Raw genomic sequence first — 18,976 nt, 5'->3', positions numbered from 1 at the left:
ATTTTTTACTTGATATTATGAAAATCATACGCATAAAAATAATCCTGTTAATACTTTTGACCCTTTCCCTCCCTGCCCTGGCGCAGGAAAAAAAAGACTTTCCGGAGGTTAATATTGAACCCGCATTCCAGGAATGTCTTTATTCCCGGCCTGATTTTATGCAGGAAGGCGGCGCCCGCGTGCTGGAAATAAAAGGCCCGGGCCAGGCCATAATCGGCATCGGCAAGGCTTTTCCTGATCCGTCCGATCTTCATAACACGCCAAAGCTTGCAAGAATCTGCGAGATACAAGCAAAAGCCGCTATCTTTGAGCTTGGCCGGGGCATCGACGTATCAACCGTTCGCGGCGCAAAAGAAGACGCAGCATTTTCTTCTTTTTTTCAAGCCACGGAAACATCTCTGAAAGGAAAAATCGAACAACTTTCCATAATCGGCACATGGTGGTCAAAAAATCACGCAATTTTTTACGCTGCTGTGGGAAAGATAATAACCGGCCCGAATTGCAAGAATTCGGACTGCAAGAATCTTCAGCCTGTGAGCATGGGCACGAACAACTCTTTGCGCATGCGAAACATGAAGGGTGAAGAGCCTTTTCTTTCTATCCTCTGCGCCTCGCCTGTTTTTTGCAAAACCGGCGGAGTACGGGGTTTTATGCTTGAAGATAATCGCAAAGTCCTGCTTGCAGTCGGCTCTGCGCTGATTAAGGATTCATATCACAAGGCGGAAAAAATAGCCCGACTTAAAGCCCTGCGCTCTTTGCTCGGTCTTAAAAAAGGTGTTCAGATATCGTCTGTCGAATACCTCGCTGATCAGGAGTATCTCTCCCTTTCAGAAAAAGGAGAAAAATATCTTCTCCTGTCGCAGTTTTTTTCAGTGAAAGAAGAAAAGGTGAAAGGCATTGTCAAGGCCCTGCCTGTTGTCGTTACCTGGGAGGATGAAAAGGGCGACACGCTTTTTGTTGCAATAGGAAGTACTTTATAGAATATTATTTGCGTTTATTTCTGCACTCAAAGTGTACGAGGATTTTTCGTGTTTTCGTACTTTCGTGCTTTCGTGATAAAATAATCAAAGGAATAAGACATGAAAAAATATCCCATCGGAATCCAGAGTTTTGAAAAAATAAGATCAAGCAATTTCTATTACGTGGATAAAACCGAGTTCGTTTATAATCTAATTAAAGAAGAATCCGGTTATTATTTTCTCTCCCGTCCCAGAAGATTCGGGAAAAGTCTTTTTCTCGATACATTACACCAGGCATTTGCAGGCAGAAAAGAATATTTTAAAGGTCTGTTTCTTGAAAACAACTGGAACTGGGATGAGCAGTTTCCTGTGCTGCATATCAGTTTTGGAGCAGGCGTACTCAGGGATATTGACAGCCTGAATTCGCGTTTTAATTATCTTCTTTCCCGATTTGCAGAAGAATATAAGGTTGAATTAAAAGAAAAAAACATAAGTGACCGGTTTGATGAGCTTGTAAGAAAAATATTTGAAAAACAAAACCGGCAAGTTGTAATCCTGATAGATGAATACGACAAACCGATCCTCGACAACATCGATAAACCTGACCTTGCCATTGAAATCAGGGAAAAACTCAAAAATTTCTATTCCGTTATCAAGGATTTGGACAATTGCCTTAAATTTGTATTTTTAACCGGAGTCTCAAGGTTTAGCAAGGTGAGTATTTTCAGCGGGTTGAATAATCTCAAGGACATTAGCCTTGATAATCGTTATTCAGCAATTTGCGGTTATACCCAAAACGAACTTGAATATGTATTTAAGGAACCTCTTAAACTCGCTGATCTGAATAAAATTCAAGAGTGGTATAATGGTTATAATTTTTTGGGTGAACCTGTTTACAATCCATTTGATGTTTTGATTTATCTTGATACAGGTGAATTCCGAAATTACTGGTTTGAAACCGGAACCCCTTCTTTTTTGATAAAACTTATTCAGGAGAGAAGATATTATGTCCCGGATCTTGAATCTTTTAATGCGGGAGATGAAATTTTGGGCAGTTTTGAGATTGATAATCTATCCCTTGAGACTGTTTTATTTCAGACAGGCTATATTACCATAAAAAATCAGGCTGAACTTGATACTGAATATGTTTACACGCTTTCATACCCTAATCTTGAAGTTAAAAAAAGCCTGAACAGATATATTCTTAAATCTCTCAGCCAGGTCTCCATATCCGATAGAACAAAAACCTGGATTAATATCAGAAAAGCTCTTGCTGCAGGTGATCTTGAAATAGTAAATGAAAATTTTCACTCCTTTTTTGCCTCAATCCCCCATGACTGGTACAGAAAAAACAGAATTTCAGAATATGAAGGATATTACGCATCAATTTTTTATGCATATTTTACTGCAACGGGTCTTGATGTAACAGCCGAAGATACCACAAACAAGGGAAGAATTGACTTAACAATAAAACTTGACGATAAAATTTATATAATCGAGTTCAAGGTAATTGAGGTTGATAAAACCAAAGGGCCTGCCCTTGAACAAATAAAAAGAAAAAAATATTCTGAGAAATATCAGCAAAAAGGGAAAAAGATTTATCTTGTCGGCATAGAATTCAGCAGGGATGATAAAAATATAAAAAATTTTATGTGGGAGGAGGAAATTTCAGGGTAAAAAAACTGAAACCCGGAAATGAGTAAAAAAAGAGTATGATAGTCGCAAGATCAAGGAATCGGATAATAGATGAGAGGAGAGTAAAATGGCACAATTTGTTACAGAAACTTCAATCAGGCACGGTCAATTGGCATTAAATAAGATTCCATTTAAGGACAACACGAAAGTTAAGGTAGTTTTGATTCCAAAGGTTGAACTATCGCAGATGTCCTTTGAAAAAGCGCAGGAATTGACCAAAAAAATCAAGGGTAATCTTTCTAATGATATAAGTGAAGAGAGGGATTAAGAACGCTTGATTCGTTGCAATTATCAACTGCTATTATCACAAATCAGATTTTTCAGTTTGAGTATTTTGTGACTTCCGACAAAATCCTTTCTAATATTGCAAAGGATTATTTCCCAATTTTTGATCCGGAGTCTGTTATGTAGCAAAACAGGCAATGGGTAAAAGCGCCAGTGGGATTTAATTCTCATTCCCACGTTGGAGCGTGGGAACGAGGGTATATATTTTTCGTGTTTTCGTACTTTCGTGATAAAACAGGGATAAGGAGAATAATCGATGAAAAAATATCCCATCGGAATCCAGAGTTTTGAAAAAATAAGATCAAGCAATTTCTATTACGTGGATAAAACCGAGTTTGTTTATAATCTAATTAAAGAAGAATCCGGTTATTATTTTCTCTCCCGTCCCAGAAGATTCGGGAAAAGTCTTTTTCTTGATACATTACACCAGGCATTTGCAGGCAGGAAAGAATATTTTAAAGGCCTGTTTCTTGAAAACAACTGGAACTGGGATAAGCAGTTTCCCGTGCTGCATATCAGTTTTGGAGCAGGCGTACTCAGGGATACTGACAAACTGAATTCGCGTTTTAATTATCTTCTTTCCAGATTTGCAGAAGAATATAAGGTTGAATTAAAAGAAAAAAATATAAGTGACCGGTTTGATGAGCTTGTAAGAAAAATATTTAAAAAACAGAACCGCCAGGTTGTAATCCTGATAGATGAATACGACAAACCGATCCTTGACAACATCGATAAACCTGACCTTGCCATTGAAATCAGGGAAGAGCTTAAAAATTTTTATTCCGTTATCAAGGATCTGGACAATTGCCTTAAATTTGTATTTTTAACCGGAGTTTCAAGGTTCAGTAAAGTGAGTATTTTCAGCGGTCTAAACAATCTTGAAGATATCAGCCTTGACAATCGTTATTCAGCAATTTGCGGCTATACCCAGAACGAGCTTGAATCTGTATTCAAAGAACCCCTTAAACTCGTTGAGCTGAATGAAGTCAAAGAGTGGTATAATGGTTATAATTTTTTTGGTGAACCTGTTTATAATCCATTTGATGTTCTGCTTTATTTAAAATCAGGTGAATTTCGTAATTACTGGTTTGAAACCGGAACACCGTCATTTCTGATAAAACTGCTGAAAGATAATCAATATTATATTCCTTCGCTTGAATGTTTCGAGGCAGGAGAAGGACTCTTGGGAAGTTTTGAGATTGAGCATCTTGAACCTGAAACCCTGCTGTTTCAAACCGGCTATCTAACTATCAAGGAAGAAATAAGACTTGGCTCAAGAAAGAGCTATCTGCTTGGATTTCCCAACCTTGAGGTTCGAATGAGTTTTACCGATGTTATTCTTAATCATTATTCCTGTCCCCCTGCAAAAAAAGAAAAACGCCTGACAGCGATTTACCGTGCATTACTTGAAGCAAGGCTGGATGATATGGAAGAAATATTTCTCTCTTTTTTTTCATCCATTCCCCATGACTGGTACCGAAAGAATAAAATAGCCGAGTATGAAGGATATTATGCTTCAATTTTTTACTCATACTTTACAGCCGCAGGTCTTGATGTAACTGCCGAAGATACAACCAATCAAGGAAGAATTGATTTAACTGTAAAGCTTGACGATAAAATTTATATAATAGAGTTCAAGGTAATTGAAGTTGATAAAACCAAAGGGTCTGCCCTTGAACAGATAAAAAGGAAAAAATATTCTGAAAAGTATCAGCAAAAAGGAAAGAGGATCTATCTTGTCGGCATAGAATTCAGCAGGGATGATAAAAATATACAAAATTTTATGTGGGAGGAGTTTGTTTAAGGTGTTTAGGTGGAAGGTGGAAGGGTATGCATTCCAACGCTGGAGCGTGGGGAAGAGGGGTGTGGGGGTCAGGGAACGAGGGTAAAAATCTTGACAATATACAAAATTTGTATGATATTAAAGGCAGGAGGTAAAACATGAGCACAGTCACAGTAAATATATCTTTCCAGGATAGATTCCTTGACAGCATTGATCAAATTGCCCGGCATGAGTCCCGTTCCCGCTCTGAACTTCTTCGTGAAGCCGCTCGTATCTATATAGAAAGAAAGGAACGCTGGAATCAAATTTTTGCTGAAACATCAATACAATCAAGCAAACAGGCTTTTACTGAAAAAGATGTTCTGGACGAAATTAGTCTATATCGCAGTGAAAAAAGAAAATAAAAAATGCCAAAAATAAAGGCAGTCCTTGATACAAATGTATTGATATCCGGAATTTTATTCGGCGGTAATCCGCGACAAATTTTTGAATTGGTTATTCAGGGCAAGATTGACGCTTATATTTCTCCCGCAATATTCATTGAATTTAAAGAAGTTCTTATAAGACCAAAATTCGGCATTACTCATGAGAAGTGTTTTTTAATTAACAAAGAGATAGAAAATTTATTTTGCTTTGTGTTCCCTCAAATCAGGGTTGATTTAATCAAGGATGACCCGGACGACAACATCATCCTTGAATGTGCTTTAGCGGCGGATGTTGAATATATAATAACCGGAGATTCGCATTTGTTGACTTTGAAGTCGTTTGAAAAAATCCAAATTATTTCACCTGTGATGTTTATCGCTGGATTTTAGATTGAAGGTTAAAGACTGAAGGGCTGGAGCGTGGTAACGAGGGCTCATAGATTTTTCGTGTTTTCATGATAAAATAAAAAGATAAGATATGAAAAAAGGTTCTTTAATAAAAGTTGTTTCACTGATTATTGCGCAGCTTTCCTGCTTCAGGGCTGCGCGCATACCTATAAAGTAGATACAAGATTAGATGAACTTTCAAGAACTCAAGATAGGGTTGAAATCTCCAGAGAAAACAGAATTGAAACCCTGTCGCCTTCCTCTGTCAGGGTTTATCATGATGTGAGCACGGGGCAAAAGGTGAAGTATGAAAAAATGAAAGTAAAGCATCAGAGACGGGCGAGTGTTTTTAGGGAAATTTTGTATGATATTATGGGGCGTTATCTATACCTTGTGTTTTCACCGATTTTTATTTTAGTGGGAGAATCTCCGAAGGAAGATTGTAAAGAAGCGTTTTTGGCTGTTTTTTCCCCAGATGCACTATCACGCTTCGGATGTAGCGATAACGATGATTGCACAGAAACAACCATAACCAACCCCACAGGCGAAACAATAACCAAAAACGAAAACATAACCATCAAACAAATCCCCATCACCTCCGGCAAAGTAGCAGTTTATGTAAACAACAACCACACAGCAGATATCCCCATAAAAAGCAGAAAATAAAAAAACTATCCGTATAAACAGATCCCCGACAAAATCCGAAATATGGGCGGCTGTAATCGGGATAAACGATTATCAGAATTCCGGCATTCCTGATCTTGATTATGCGGTTGCAGATGCCGGGGCAGTGTATGATTATCTGCATAATAACATGAAAGTACCGCAGGACCATATCTTTACCCTGTATAATAAACAGGCTGGCAAGCAGGAGGTGGAAAAAATTTTGGGCGATATCCTCCCTAAAAAAGCCAGGCCCCAGGACACGGTTATCATCTACTATTCCGGGCATGGGGCGCCTTACCCGGATCCTTCCAGTCCTGACGGAGATGGTGTGTCAAAATATCTTCTTACAAGCGACACCGACCCTGAAAGCATGTGGGCTACGGCGGTAGAGATGGAAAGCATCCGCAAAATTTTCAACAGGCTCTCATCCGAAAGGGTAGTCTTTCTGGCAGACACCTGTTACAGCGGCGCTTCAGGCGGAAAATCTTTTGCATGAAGCACCCGCACGGTCATGAACAACGGTTTTCTTGAACGCCTTGCAGAAGGCCGCGGCAAGGTAATTATCACCGCATCCGGCGCCGGAGAACTTGCAACCGAGGACCCGGATCTTGGCGGCGGCCATTTAAAAGCGGGATAGAGGAAAGACCTATTATACTTGGGGTGATGAAATAGGAACAAAAGTAAAAGCCGGGGTAGGGGCAGAATCTATTTCTGCCCCTGTATCTTTGACGGATATGGACAGGGCGGATATGAAATCCGCCCCTACGGACTGTAGCATCGTCTTGCTCAACAGTCTGCCAGAATAGGCAAGCGCAGAGAGTTTTATGTAATTATTTTCAAGTAAAAGGCGTTGCAAAAATTGCTATTATCGGTAGTTAAAACAGGTAGTTACGCCATAATGGAAAAATGGGTTTTTTTGGGGTTAACTAATTGATTTTATTATAAAAGTTTTTTTTACTTTGCAACACCTTAAGTAGTCATAATTTTTGTAATTAAACACAAAAAAATGAATATTACAGAGTTTACATTAGAGCAATTGGCCGGCCAGAGAATAATGGCCGGATTTGAAGGCACTGAACTTAACAGCGAGCTGAAATTCCTGATCGACACGGTCAAGATAGGCGGTCTTATTCTCTTTTCAGGGAATTTATCTGATCCCGAACAGATCAAAGAGCTTTGTTCATCTACCCAGGCGTATGCTGCATCCTGCGGGCAGCCACCCTTATTTATTGCAATCGATCAGGAAGGTGGGGAGGTTGCCAGATTAAAGAAGCCATTTACTCAATTTCCTGGAAATCCGTATATAAAATCTGAAAAGGATGCGGAAGAGTTTGCCGTTATTTCTGCGAAAGAACTTTCCGGCGTCAGGATCAACATGAATATGGCGCCTGTTATGGATGTGGCTTATAGAGGTGTTGAAAGTGTTATAAAGGGCAGGGCTTTTGGTGATAATCCGGCGTGGGTGTCAAAAATGGGGATCACAGTAATAAAGCATTTGCAGGGTAACGGCATTATGGCTGTTGCAAAGCATTTTCCAGGCATTGGCCGCACAACACTCGATTCGCATATTGATATGCCTTTTCTGGAAGTCGATTCTGAAGCGCTTTTTGCTTTTGACTTGCCCCCTTTCGAAGCAGCAATCAGAAACGGTGTTGCCGGTATAATGCTCTCCCATATACTTTACAGCGGAATTGACACAGAATGGCCTGCAAGTCTTTCCCCCGTTATTGCAAAAGATTTGCTGAGGGCAAAAATGGGGTTTGACGGCCTAGTCATGACGGATGATCTTGATATGGGATCAATCGCAGGGCGTTATGATATCAAAACAATTATTAAACAGATTCTTTTGGCAGATATCGACCTAGTTCTTATTTGTCATAAAGGGCCGTGGATTGAGAACGCCTTTGACGAAATCTTACGTTCCATTGGAACGTCTCGGGCTGTTGCAGGAGCGGGAATGGAATCTGTTTCAAGAATAATGCGGCAAAAAAAGAATTTTTTATTTTGATTTACGAATTTATCGATCTTGAATATACGTCCTGATTGATGTCCGAGGTTATTCCTTTTATCAGGTAGTGGTAACCTGTGGCGGCAATCATGGCTGCGTTGTCCCCGCAAAGGTCCATAGGCGGGATATGGGGCGGGATATGAACATGGAAACCTTCAGCAGAAGCATCTTGCATGAGTCTTGCGCGTAACCTGCTGTTTGCCGCAACACCGCCTACAAGGGCTATATGGCGGCATTCTTTTTTTTTGGCGGCGTTTATTATTTTATAAGTCAGTACGTCGACTACCGCCTCCTGGAAACTCGCTACAATATCCGGTACTTGTTCTTTATATATATCACCATGAGTCTGAATATAACGGTTTACTGATGTTTTAATCCCGCTGAAGCTGAAATCGAATGCGGATTTATCAAGATATGATCTTGGAAATCGAATGCTTTGACAATTGCCTTGTTTTGCGAGCCGGTCTATTATGACTCCTCCGGGATACCCTAATCCAAGCATTTTGGAGACTTTGTCAAAAGCCTCTCCGGCTGCGTCATCGCGTGTTTGTCCCATAAGTACGGATTCTGTATGGGATTTAACGTGGTATATGCTTGTATGTCCGCCTGACACCAGCAGCGCAACAAAAGGAAATGGTGGGGGGGTATCGGTCAGGAATACTGAGTTTATATGGCCCTCAAGATGGTTAATGCCTATCCATGGCAGATCAAGGGCATAGGCAAAGCCTTTAGCAAAGCAGAAACCCACCAGCAGAGATCCCACCAGCCCAGGTCCCTGTGTAACAGCCACTGCATCTATCCGGTTCAAGCTGATGCCGGATTGATTGATAGCATCGTTAACAACATAATCGATTGCTTCTATATGTTTGCGCGAGGCAAGTTCCGGAACAACGCCTCCATAGGGATGATGCACTCCGATCTGGGATGAGATTACGGAAGATAAAATTTTAGTTCCTTCCGAAACCAGGGATGCGGCAGTTTCGTCACATGATGTTTCAATGCCGAGTATTATCACAGATAATTCCGAACCCTAAACCCATATAATTCTATCGTCTGTCTCTTTTCGTTCTACTATTTCCCCTATCAGAAAGGCCTTCTCATCCATGGCATTTAAACGCTCCAGGAGTTCCTGGGCAGTATCCTCCGGGAGAATGCCCACCAGTCCGATGCCGTTATTAAATGTACGCCGCATCTCTCTGGCTGATATTTTGCCTGCATCTTTAAGAAAATGAAAAATAGGAGGCACATCCCATGAATCTGTTTGTATGACTGCCTGGCAAGTCTCAGGAAGAACACGAACCACATTCTCTGCAATCCCCCCGCCGGTTATGTGGGCAAGTCCATGAATCGGCAAATCTTTAATAAAGCTGTGAATGATTTCTGAATATATTTTTGTGGGTATAAGAAGCTCCTCTCCTATGGTTTTGCCTATTTCCGGAACATAAGTATCGATTTTCATTTTAAGAATATTAAAACATAGCTTCCGCACCAGGGAATATCCGTTGCTGTGAAGGCCGCTGGATGCAACTCCGATAAGTTTATGACCAACTCCGATCCCTGAACCGTCGACAATTTTGCTGTTATCGACTATACCTACAACAAACCCTGCCAGGTCATATTCATTTTTTTTATACATACCCGGCATTTCGGCGGTTTCGCCGCCTATTAAGGCGCAGTTTGCTTCTATGCATCCGTTTGCTATTCCCTTAATTATATCAGTAGCGGTCCTGGTCTTTAATGTTCCCATGGAGAGGTAGTCCAGGAAAAAAAGCGGTTTGGCCCCTTGCACGGCTATATCATTAACGCACATGGCAACAAGATCTATACCGATTGTGTTGTGTATATTCATCATGCCGGCTATTTTCAACTTTGTACCGACTCCATCAGTAGAACTAACAAGAACAGGTCTTTCAAGATGGGTAAGGTTAAGGGAAAACAAGCCTCCGAATCCACCTATTTCACCCATTACACCTGAGCGCGGCGTTTCCTTTGAAATTTTTTTTATGATATTGACGAACCTGTCCGCCTTGTCGATATCAACCCCAGCGCCCGCATAAGTTAAGGGTTTGTTCATGTTAATCTCCTGAAATAATACAGTTGCAATGTGGATGTTATTTCATCCTCATTCCTTAAAGCTTATCAAACTTAAAAAAAATAGTCTTATTCATGATAAAAGTCAAAACAATTTTTTTGACTTAAGTGCCTTTGTATTATAATTGGTAATGTTTAATGTAATTGAAGTAACTTTTCAATAAAATCCTGTTTTCAATAAGGTCAGGGGAATTATATGATAAAAGATTCGCTCCATAGAGCTCCAGTAGTTATTGAGAAGTTACGAATTAAATTTTCACGATGAGGTTATAATTATGACACCGTTTGCCAGGCTATATCGTCTGCCTCCTTATGTATTTGCAACTGTAAACAAGATAAAAATGGATGCCAGACATGCTGGAGAAGATATTATTGATCTAGGCATGGGAAATCCTGACCAAGGAACTCCGAAACATATTGTAGATAAGATGATTGAGGCTGTTCAAAAACCACATAATCATCGCTATTCGGCCTCCATGGGCATAAAAAAGCTCAGGATGGCAATTTCAAGCTGGTATAAACGAAGATATGATGTGGATATTGATCCGGAAAGCGAGGCTATTGTCACAATCGGTGCAAAAGAGGGGATATCACACCTGATATTAGTTACCATACGCCCGGGAGATATTGTTTTTACACCTAATCCTACTTATCCCATCCATCCTTATTCTGCAATTATTTCAGGAGGTAATGTTCGAGGAATACCGGTTGGCCCTGACTCAGATTTTTTTAAAAATCTCGTGGAGGCAACCAAGCAGACATGGCCTAAACCGAAGGTCCTCATAATCAGTTATCCTCATAATCCGACAACAGAAGTAGTCGATCTTGAATTTTTTGAAAAAATCGTGAGTTATGCTAAAGAGCATAATATAATGGTTATCCATGATTTTGCTTATGCAGATCTTGTTTTTGACGGTTATAAGGCACCGAGTTTTTTGCAAGTCAAGGGAGCCGGGGATGTGGGCGTAGAATTTTTTTCAGTATCCAAAAGCTACAATATGCCGGGATGGCGTGTGGGATTTTGTGTAGGCAACCCTGAAGTTATAGCTGCTCTGAGGCGTATTAAAAGCTATCTCGATTATGGGGTTTTTCAGCCGATTCAGATAGCTGCCATTATAGCATTGAACGGCCCCCAGGATTGTGTGGAAGAGATACGCACAATCTACAAGGAACGGCGTGACACTCTGATTTCAGGTCTTAATCGCGCAGGTTGGAGTGTACCCAGTCCCAAGGGAACCATGTTTGTATGGGCGAAAATACCTGATCAATTTATTAAGATGGGATCTGTGGAATTTTCCAAATTTCTTATCAAGGAGGCAAAAATTGCTGTTGCTCCCGGTTTGGGATTCGGTGAGTATGGTGATGAATACGTCCGGTTTGCACTAATAGAAAACAGCATGCGTATTAATCAGGGGATCAGGGGGATCAGAAATGTTATGTGAATTGTATGGGAGCGTCCTTTGGACTATAGAAGTTAGGTACGCTGCGCTTGAGGAACGCGTCCTTCGGACTTTAGGGGTGCTTTGCTTGAGGGATAGAGTTTAAACAAGGGGGGATATCTGCCTGATGGAAAAAATCAATGTGGGACTGCTCGGATGCGGCACAGTTGGAACCGGTGTGGCAAAAATTCTGATTGAAAATAGAGAACTGATTGCATCCCGGGTTGGTGCGGAACTGGTTCTGAAGCGGATTGCGGATATAGATATAAAAAAAGAGCGGGGAATAGTATTTGATGACGGCGTTTTTATTAAAGATGCCCGTGAGATTGTCTCTGATCCCGAGATTGATATTATAGTAGAAATGATTGGTGGGAAAGGTATCGCAAAAGAACTGATACTGGAAGCAATTGAAAATGACAAACAGGTCGTAACTGCAAATAAGGCTCTGATAGCAGATCATGGGAATACTTTAATCAAAACAGCCGAGGCTAAAGGTGTGGATCTTGCTTTTGAGGCCAGTGTGGGTGGCTGCATCCCGATTGTCAAGACCATTCGTGAGTCTTTGGTCGGAGATCGGATAAGATCAATGACCGGCATTCTGAACGGCACCTGTAATTATATTTTAACGAAAATAGACGATGACGGAAGCACTTTTAAAGAAGCTCTTGAACAGGCTCAGGCCATCGGATTTGCTGAAGCTGATCCGACCCTCGATATTGAAGGATATGATACTGCGCACAAACTCGCAATAATATCATCCCTTGCTTACGGAATGGAAATTAATCTTGAAGATATCTATATAGAGGGTATCTCCAGGATTTCTTCGATAGATATTGAGTGCGCCAAAGAGTTCGGTTTTAAAATAAAATTGTTTGCCATAAGTAAAAACAGGGGCGGCACGGTTGAGGCAAGAGTACATCCTGCCATGATTTCATTTGATAATCTTGTATCAAGTGTAAACGGTTCCATGAATGCCGTTGAAATTACCGGTGATGCGGTGGGCAGCATGGTACTGTACGGGCATGGGGCAGGCATGATGCCGACTGCCGGCGCAGTTGTTAGTGATATCGTTGATGTCGCCCGCAACCTTTTATCCCATGTCACAGGGAGAATCCCGATTCTCTCCTGCCGGTCCGACAAGATAAGGAATATTCCCGTGCTGCCGATTGATGAGATTCATACTTATTATTATTTCAGGTTTTCCGTACTGGACAGGGCCGGGGTGCTGGCAAAAATCGCAGGCATACTGGGCGCTTATTCCATCAGCCTGAAGTATGTTAACCAGAAAGGATTAAGGTCGAACGGCTCCATAACAATAGTAATGTTTACTCATCTTGCTAAAGAGGCGGATGTAAAAAAAGCTTTGTCGGAAATCAGCGCTCTTGATGTTGTAACGGATATTCCTGTTTTAATAAGGATAGAGGATGATCTGGAAGAAGAGGAAGAAGCAAAAAAGGAGGAAAGATGTATATAGTTTGTTCTGATCTTGAAGGAGTTTTTGTTTCGGAAATCTGGATTAATGTTGCTGAAAAAACAGGCATAAAAGAGCTCAGGCTTACAACGCGCGATATATCCGACTACGATGTTTTGATGAAAAAACGTCTTTCCATCCTGCATGCCAATCGGCTTAAAATTCAAGATATCCAAGAGGTTATTGCCGGCATGGAACCGCTTGAAGGAGCTGTGGAATTTCTTGACTGGCTTAGGTCTGTCACCCAGGTGGTAATTGTTTCAGATACATTTATTCAATTTGCAGAGCCTCTTATGTTAAAGCTAGGACGTCCGACCTTGCTTTGCCATTCTCTGACTATAGATGCCGACGGCTCGGTTTCCGGGTACAATCTGCGGCAGAAAGATGGTAAGAAAAAGATTGTGCAGGCTTTTAAGGGGTTAAATTACAACGTCATAGCTTGTGGCGATTCATATAATGATATAGACATGTTACAGAAAGCAGACAAGGGGATGCTTTTTAATCCGCCTGATAATGTAAAAAACGAGTATCCTGAACTTTCAGTATCATACACATATAAAGAGATGAAAAAAATTATTACGGGAATTATGGAGGAGGACGGTAGGCCAAAAGCCTCATAGCTTTTTATGTTAATCGATATTGAAGCATTTAACAGGTGCCGGGCACTGGTCATCGGCGACTTGATGATAGATGAATACTTGTGGGGCAAGGTGGATCGTATATCACCGGAGGCGCCGGTACAGGTTGTCACGGTTACGAAGAAGGAGTTTACCCTTGGCGGCGCAGGGAATGTTGTTAATAACATAGTCTCTCTCAGAGCCAAAGTATCTGTGATTGGAGTAGTCGGAACGGGCCCTGACGGCTATCTTCTTTTAAAACAATTCGAAGAGCTTGGGGTCGATATATCGGGCATCGTCCAGCAAAAAGGCCGGACTACAACCAAAAAGACCAGGATTATTGCCGCAAATCAGCATGTTCTTAGAATTGACAGGGAGACCAAAGAAAAACTTTCGGATAATACGGCCGGATTTATTGCTGCATTTATAGAGGAGAAAATTCCGGATGTGGATGTGGTACTAATATCCGATTACGGGAAAGGAATCATTACCCGGGGTTTGCTGTCCGGTCTGCTTTCAGTTGCAAAAAAACACAGAAAGATTGTAATTGCCGATCCAAAGGGCCTGGACTATTCAAAATATTCCGGAATGTCATTGATAACACCCAATAAAAAAGAAGCTGCGCTTGTAGCCGGCCTGGAAATTGTTGATGAGCCCACCCTTTATGAAGCCGGAGAAAAGATACTCGAAAGAATAGCAGTAGAGCGGCTATTGATAACATGTGGAAAAGACGGCATGGTCCTGTTTGACAGAGACAAAAAACCGCATAAAATAATGGCTGAAGCAAGGCAGGTCTATGATGTATCCGGAGCCGGGGATACTGTGCTGGCTGTGTTTGGTCTTGCAACGGCGATTGGTGAATCATTTGAAAATAGTGCATATATAGCAAACAAAGCCGCCGGAATCGTAGTAGGCAAGATGGGAACGGCGACTGTTTCACAAGAAGAATTGTCATGCGCGCTCAATCCTCGCCAGGATCGGCATTCACTGAAACGGAAAAATCTGCCGGAACTGGTTGATCTGGTTAAGGAGTTAAAAAAAAGGGGGAAGAAAGTTGTTTTTGCAAACGGATGTTTTGACCTTCTGCATTCCGGTCATATAAAACTTTTTTCAGAGTCCAGGAGACTTGGAGACGCGCTGATTGTTGCTCTTGACAATGATGAGTCTGTAAGAAGACTTAAAGGCCGGGGCCGGCCTGTGATAAATGAAAAGGAAAGGGTTCAGATTCTATGTGCGCTGGACAGTGTGGATTATGTTACAATTTTCTCTGCCGGAGAATTGGAGAACCTGATAAAACAAATTCAGCCTGATATACTCGCCAAGGGGAGCAATTATTCATCACAAGAAGTGTACGGCCGTGAACTGGTGGAACAATCAGGAGGCCGGGTTGCATTGATTCCGGTTACAGATAAAATCTCATCCACAGGCATTATCAACAATATCAGGAATGGTTGAGCAAGTATGCCTGTTTTTCATGAAAACCGACTCGGATTTGTATTGAAGGTCTTGATCCAGCCGAGATCATCAAAAAATATAATCATAGGGCTGCATGGCGATGCTCTCAAAATCAAGCTGACAGCGCCTCCTGTGGGTGGTGCCGCAAACAAGATGTGTGTTCAGTATCTTGCAAAGCGCCTTAAGATACCCCGATCCTCTTTGGAGATTATATCCGGGCAGACGAGCCGCAAAAAATCAGTTTTAATCAAATATAAAGACGGCGATGATTCTCAACCCGAACGTAAGAGATTAGCGGGATTGATTGAATCGTTATTAGTAACAGGGAAGCGCAAATAGATTGCCGCATACTTTCCAAATACCATCTTCTTTTACAAGATTAATAGTTTCATCGACATGCGTGGTCTCACCAATATTAAATAATTTTGAGACAAGCATATAAAGCGGATTAATTTCAACCTTTTTTTTGCCGGTTATCCTTATTACTGCATTGTCAACATCTTTGCTTATGACACTTGTTCCTATGTTAAACAGACCATATCTGAGATAATCAGTTCCAAAGCCTCTTTTTACCGCTTCAGCAGCTACACTATCTATATATTTATTTACGATATCCACATCATCTACTGTTTTTCGTTCCTCGCAGAGCCTGTCTGCCATTGCTACATTCAGACCGTAATATGCTTTGGCAAATTCAATGGCGGCCTTTTGCGGCGAATCCTTTCCGTCTACCAGGTAAAACAATCCCTGTAATATAGCACCACAAATTATAACTATAGCTATCGTCAGAAACATCCCCTTTTTTCCCAACATATCCCCTCCTTTTCAAAAGTATAATTTTATTTTTTTAAAAAATAAGTAACACTTAACAGGTTAATTCTCAAGTTTTTTTGAAGGAGGGCCGGGTTAACGATTTACAAAACCGAAATTTTTATGATATATTATATTTTTTAAAACAACATTTTGGAACACAGATTTTCACAGATACGCGCAGATATTAAAAATCGTGTTTGTTTGTATCAAGTTTAAAATTTGATACTTTTGAAAGCGTTTTCAAAATTTTAAAGGATAATCTTATGGCATTTTCAATAAAAAAAGAATTGGAGACTACGGATATTACAAATTTCTTACCCCAGGTCTTAACACCTAAACTCTTGGCCTATATTGGCCTGAAAGTAAACGATTTTCTTGACCAGGTTGCCCTTTCGGATTCAACTTCCGAAAAAATTCATAACATCCAATTTGACCCTGAAATTCTTGATATTGTAACAAAAATATACATAACCCAGAATGGGGATCATGATATTGATACCAGCAATATCAGCAATATTATTAAATTTCAGAAAAAAATATCACAGGGCGCTATAAATTATTGTCTTGCTGTATACAGGGAAACAATCGGACGTGATTCGAATATTGAATATGAAAAGCCTAAATTAGAAAATATTCTTACCAAAAAACCCGAATCATACGACTGCAAAAAACTCTTTGAATATCATAAAAAAAATAAGTGTAATAGTTGTTCAAGCAGCCCAAATAGTCCAAGCGGTCCAAGAATCTGCTAAAAATTTTATATAGTGTCCGTCCATAAATAGGATAGTTCGTTCGAGATCAAGGTGCTCTAAAATTTTAACCGCAGGAATACATTGAGTATTTTGAGGATTAAAATTTTAGCGCAACGCAGATATCGGGCGAAATAGCCATTTATGGGTGGGCACTATCTAACCGGTTGCCTGGGTTTTAAAAGGCAACCATCCCCTATTGTTGTGCCTGCCACCAGAACAGCTTGGGAGGTTTCAGGTCCTATTTCGGTAACCTGTATTAGTCCTATTTTATTGTCAGGCAAGAAAAAACTTTTGCCTTGATAACCTTTAATTGTTTTTGTGTCATAAACTTCCAATACATTGCCGAGTTTAAGACCTGTGGTCCGGCCGGATGATATTATAATATTATCTTTATTCATTGATTTAAAAAAACCTGTCCAGCACTGAGCTGTTAATATATCACCTATCCTGGCGACAGACTCTTTGGCAATCCCTTTTAACTGTTTTGTTAAAAGGGCGTTATCAATTGTTTTTTCAGAAGCAAACCTTTTAAAATTAGCTTCATCAACATCAAATTTACTCGTCAAATTTTCGGAAAAGATTTTTGCGCCGGTTTCAGTATCATAACCATCAACAATTACATTGATACTTAAAACATTATAGTTATCTCGAAACCAAAGCATGCCTCTTGTCTCATTTTCCGTAGATATATCAGATATAGTAGCTATGACAATTGCATTAAGCCCCATCTCTCTGCCTATTTTTAACAAGCCACTGCTATTATCAAATTGGCTATCAAATTGGCTATCAAATTGGCTGACCTCATTTCCGGAAAAATTGTTGTTGGCCGATGAATAAGTATCTTGGTTCAGTTTTAAAAAAATTATGTCATCAAATTCTTTAATAGATAATTTCATGAGATAATCATTTAAAAGAGTATTATAATTACTGACTCCGAACTTCTCTTTTTGATCAATAAAAATAATGCCTATTTTATTCTTTAAATTTCCTATCTCGATCTCTTCAGACACTAAAACCGGATCTCCAATGGCCCCTAATTTTGGGACTATCTTTATCCCGTGATCAGGAACTGTTAAAGCCGCTACCATAGTAGAAGCATCATCCCCATCTGCTAAACCTTCAACTTCTACTTTATCAGATTCCTCAGTCACCTCGATCGTCGTTGCCTGCTCCGCATCCGGTTCCCCGGACTCATCAAAAGCCGGCTCTTCCCCAACCTCATCCTGTACAACATCAGCAACAGCAACCTGTGTTGCAGTTGCAGTAATATCACTCTCCGGTTCCTTTGTGGAACCATCTTTTACAACCGCCTTGTTTAAATCATCCTTACTGCTTTTCAATATATTAAATTCAGATGATTTCTTATTGGCAAAAAATATGGCTTTCACACGTTTTTGAGGATCAGCGACAACTTTGACATTGCCTAAGGATCTATTAAAAATTATCTTGCCGCCGGTAATAGAATTCTTTCCATTAGTGATCCTTGCATCCTTGCCGGTTAATATCAGCACTCCGGTTTTGGTCATGTAGTCTGCTTTTTCAGCATTGGCGATTCTACCTTCAGACACGATTGTAACGTTACCTTCAGCGATAATTTTTTTTATAGATTCCTCACCTTGTGCGGAAGGCCCGCTATTTTCAGGTCCTTTGTCATAGTAAATCTTTAACCTGTCGGAATCGATAGTCATATCCTTGTGCACAGCCTTTACGGTACCAATAAATTCAGCATAATTTTCCGCATTATTGATATTAAGGTTATCAGCGGTAATCTGAATCTTGTCGGATTCAGCTCCATCAGCAGCGGCCGAAGATACAATGGCAAAAAAAGAAACATCTATAACATAAATAAAAAACAAGAAAAAAAGAAACTTATAAAGCCTGCCTTTGCAAAAAAATATATCCACAAAAAATCTCCTGCATTATTACGAAAAACACTAAAAAATATTTATAACATTTTTTATTGGTTTAATGAAGTATTTCAAAAAAAAGTATGCGTCAATCGAGAAATATATATTTACTTCATAGGACAGCCTGGTCTTTTTGTGTGGTTTAAAGATTGACAGTAAAATGTACACGATGTTATAAAGATATATGTTTTTTAAAAAGTAAACTCAAAAGGAGAGAATCAAT

Annotated in this window: 20 protein-coding genes; 16 read left to right on the top strand and 4 right to left on the bottom strand. The window is 40.2% G+C overall.

Going from position 1 to position 18,976, the window contains the following annotated elements:
* Window positions 1-17: 17 nt before the first annotated feature.
* The 10 genes from BuS5_RS07035 to nagZ all read left to right on the top strand — a co-directional run bounded on the left by BuS5_RS07035 (window position 18) and on the right by nagZ (window position 8,208).
* Window positions 18-980, top strand: coding sequence for a hypothetical protein (locus BuS5_RS07035; RefSeq protein ID WP_027353183.1), 963 nt, complete (start codon window positions 18-20; stop codon window positions 978-980).
* A 99-nt stretch (window positions 981-1,079) separates the two neighbouring features.
* Window positions 1,080-2,636 carry an ATP-binding protein gene (locus tag BuS5_RS07030; protein ID WP_027353182.1) on the top strand — a complete coding sequence of 519 codons (1,557 nt, stop codon included), beginning with the start codon at window positions 1,080-1,082 and terminating at the stop codon, window positions 2,634-2,636.
* Window positions 2,637-2,721: 85 nt separating this feature from the next.
* Window positions 2,722-2,922 (top strand): hypothetical protein, encoded by a 201-nt coding sequence (locus tag BuS5_RS07025; protein WP_027353181.1) that lies wholly within the window; start codon window positions 2,722-2,724, stop codon window positions 2,920-2,922.
* A gap of 273 nt (window positions 2,923-3,195) precedes the next feature.
* A complete protein-coding gene (locus BuS5_RS07020) occupies window positions 3,196-4,743 on the top strand; it encodes an ATP-binding protein (RefSeq protein WP_027353180.1) in 1,548 nt (515 codons plus the stop codon).
* 137 nt (window positions 4,744-4,880) lie between these two features.
* A complete protein-coding gene (locus tag BuS5_RS07015; protein WP_027353179.1) occupies window positions 4,881-5,126 on the top strand; it encodes a ribbon-helix-helix protein, CopG family in 246 nt (81 codons plus the stop codon).
* A 3-nt stretch (window positions 5,127-5,129) separates the two neighbouring features.
* Window positions 5,130-5,537 carry a putative toxin-antitoxin system toxin component, PIN family gene (locus BuS5_RS07010; protein WP_035264511.1) on the top strand — a complete coding sequence of 136 codons (408 nt, stop codon included), beginning with the start codon at window positions 5,130-5,132 and terminating at the stop codon, window positions 5,535-5,537.
* Between the two features lie 312 nt (window positions 5,538-5,849).
* Window positions 5,850-6,200, top strand: coding sequence for a hypothetical protein (locus BuS5_RS07005; RefSeq protein WP_027353177.1), 351 nt, complete (start codon window positions 5,850-5,852; stop codon window positions 6,198-6,200).
* Window positions 6,201-6,207: 7 nt separating this feature from the next.
* Complete coding sequence (locus tag BuS5_RS07000; RefSeq protein ID WP_084445651.1) at window positions 6,208-6,696, top strand: caspase family protein; 489 nt, start codon at window positions 6,208-6,210, stop codon at window positions 6,694-6,696.
* Between the two features lie 15 nt (window positions 6,697-6,711).
* Window positions 6,712-6,837, top strand: coding sequence for a hypothetical protein (locus BuS5_RS06995; protein WP_255342796.1), 126 nt, complete (start codon window positions 6,712-6,714; stop codon window positions 6,835-6,837).
* A gap of 369 nt (window positions 6,838-7,206) precedes the next feature.
* A complete protein-coding gene (nagZ, locus tag BuS5_RS06990) occupies window positions 7,207-8,208 on the top strand; it encodes a beta-N-acetylhexosaminidase (protein ID WP_027353175.1) in 1,002 nt (333 codons plus the stop codon).
* A 1-nt stretch (window position 8,209) separates the two neighbouring features.
* Here nagZ and tsaD read toward each other — a convergent pair whose 3' ends face one another.
* Both tsaD and purM read right to left on the bottom strand, forming a co-directional pair.
* Window positions 8,210-9,223: a tRNA (adenosine(37)-N6)-threonylcarbamoyltransferase complex transferase subunit TsaD gene (tsaD, locus tag BuS5_RS06985; RefSeq protein ID WP_027353174.1), complete on the bottom strand. Its 1,014-nt coding sequence runs from the start codon at window positions 9,221-9,223 to the stop codon at window positions 8,210-8,212.
* Window positions 9,224-9,238: 15 nt separating this feature from the next.
* Window positions 9,239-10,282 (bottom strand): phosphoribosylformylglycinamidine cyclo-ligase, encoded by a 1,044-nt coding sequence (gene purM / locus BuS5_RS06980; RefSeq protein ID WP_027353173.1) that lies wholly within the window; start codon window positions 10,280-10,282, stop codon window positions 9,239-9,241.
* Window positions 10,283-10,574: 292 nt separating this feature from the next.
* Here purM and BuS5_RS06975 point away from each other — a divergent pair, with 292 nt between their 5' ends.
* The 5 genes from BuS5_RS06975 to BuS5_RS06955 all read left to right on the top strand — a co-directional run bounded on the left by BuS5_RS06975 (window position 10,575) and on the right by BuS5_RS06955 (window position 15,620).
* Complete coding sequence (locus BuS5_RS06975; RefSeq protein WP_027353172.1) at window positions 10,575-11,741, top strand: aminotransferase class I/II-fold pyridoxal phosphate-dependent enzyme; 1,167 nt, start codon at window positions 10,575-10,577, stop codon at window positions 11,739-11,741.
* Window positions 11,742-11,865: 124 nt separating this feature from the next.
* Window positions 11,866-13,212 carry a homoserine dehydrogenase gene (locus BuS5_RS06970; RefSeq protein ID WP_027353171.1) on the top strand — a complete coding sequence of 449 codons (1,347 nt, stop codon included), beginning with the start codon at window positions 11,866-11,868 and terminating at the stop codon, window positions 13,210-13,212.
* Window positions 13,203-13,829 carry a bifunctional phosphoserine phosphatase/homoserine phosphotransferase ThrH gene (gene thrH, locus BuS5_RS06965; protein ID WP_027353170.1) on the top strand — a complete coding sequence of 209 codons (627 nt, stop codon included), beginning with the start codon at window positions 13,203-13,205 and terminating at the stop codon, window positions 13,827-13,829. The genes BuS5_RS06970 and thrH overlap by 10 nt, the downstream gene beginning before the upstream one ends.
* Before the next feature lie 6 nt (window positions 13,830-13,835).
* The gene (gene rfaE1 / locus BuS5_RS06960) at window positions 13,836-15,281 is read left to right on the top strand and encodes a D-glycero-beta-D-manno-heptose-7-phosphate kinase (RefSeq protein ID WP_035264506.1); all 1,446 of its coding nucleotides are present in this window, start codon (window positions 13,836-13,838) and stop codon (window positions 15,279-15,281) included.
* A gap of 6 nt (window positions 15,282-15,287) precedes the next feature.
* Window positions 15,288-15,620: a DUF167 domain-containing protein gene (locus BuS5_RS06955; protein ID WP_027353168.1), complete on the top strand. Its 333-nt coding sequence runs from the start codon at window positions 15,288-15,290 to the stop codon at window positions 15,618-15,620.
* Here the strand turns inward: BuS5_RS06955 and BuS5_RS06950 are convergent.
* Window positions 15,597-16,094, bottom strand: a complete 498-nt coding sequence (locus BuS5_RS06950; RefSeq protein ID WP_027353167.1) for a hypothetical protein — start codon at window positions 16,092-16,094, stop codon at window positions 15,597-15,599. The genes BuS5_RS06955 and BuS5_RS06950 overlap by 24 nt on opposite strands.
* Window positions 16,095-16,357: 263 nt before the next feature.
* Here BuS5_RS06950 and BuS5_RS06945 point away from each other — a divergent pair, with 263 nt between their 5' ends.
* Complete coding sequence (locus tag BuS5_RS06945) at window positions 16,358-16,846, top strand: hypothetical protein (protein WP_157487323.1); 489 nt, start codon at window positions 16,358-16,360, stop codon at window positions 16,844-16,846.
* 152 nt (window positions 16,847-16,998) lie between these two features.
* Here the strand turns inward: BuS5_RS06945 and BuS5_RS06940 are convergent, their stop codons facing one another.
* Window positions 16,999-18,750 carry an LptA/OstA family protein gene (locus tag BuS5_RS06940; protein ID WP_027353165.1) on the bottom strand — a complete coding sequence of 584 codons (1,752 nt, stop codon included), beginning with the start codon at window positions 18,748-18,750 and terminating at the stop codon, window positions 16,999-17,001.
* Window positions 18,751-18,976: the final 226 nt, after the last annotated feature.

Source organism: Desulfosarcina sp. BuS5 (genome assembly GCF_028752835.1).
Classification (GTDB): Bacteria; Desulfobacterota; Desulfobacteria; order Desulfobacterales; family BuS5; genus BuS5.
This window is presented reverse-complemented; position numbering and strand designations above follow the sequence as displayed.